This is a genomic window from Planomonospora algeriensis (assembly GCF_977012225.1).
The window spans coordinates 1-721 of the sequence record NZ_CDRNDK010001002.1 but is presented as its reverse complement, the minus strand read 5'-3'; the positions used below and the strand labels follow the sequence as shown (position 1 = coordinate 721).

At 79.1% G+C, this 721-nt stretch carries 1 pseudogene; it reads left to right on the top strand.

Annotated elements, in window-relative coordinates:
* Positions 1-187: 187 nt before the first annotated feature.
* Positions 188-721: pseudogene (locus ACWJ6R_RS37455) on the top strand (prenyltransferase/squalene oxidase repeat-containing protein); the annotation flags it as partial.

Below are 721 nucleotides of genomic sequence, written 5' to 3'. Positions count from 1 at the left end.
CGGACCGGGCGGACCCGAGCGGTGAGGGCCCCGGTCTCCCCGCGGGCCTGGACGGATCCAGGCTCTCCGCGGTCCGGGCGTGGCTGGAGGCGGGCGGGCGGGTCCCGCGCAAGCTGATCCACGCACTGGAGGTCGCGGTCCCGCGGCGGCCGCAGCGGAGATCGTCCCCACACCGGTCAGGCCGGACGTGGCGTCCGTCGGGGCCTCGCCCGCGGCCGGTGCGGCGTGGCTGGAGGCGGCGCGGCTCTCCGGCGACGACCCCGGGCGGCTCCGGGCCGCGGCCGGGGTGCGGCGTTATCTGGAGGAGGTCGCGGACGGTTCCGGCGGGCCGGTGCCGTGCGCGATCCCCCTCACCGTGTTCGAGCGGGGCTGGACGCTGAGCTGGCTGCGCCGGGCCGGCGTGCCGGTGGACGTCCCCGCGGAGCTGGCGGCGAGCCTGCGGGAAGGGCTGGGCCCGGAGGGCGTCGCCGCGGGGCCGGGCCTGCCGGAGGACGCGGACACCACCTCCGTCGCGCTGTACGCGCTGACCCTGCTCGGCGAGCCGCGCGAGCCGGCCGGGCTCTGGCCGTACGAGCTGGAGACGCACTTCTGCACCTGGCAGGGGGAGGAGGGCTTCTCCCCGACCACGAACGCGCATGTGCTCGACGCGTTCGGCGCCTACCTGCGCGCGACCGCCCGCGTCCCCGCCGCCGACGGGACGCGGGCGCCGGCCCGTCTCCCG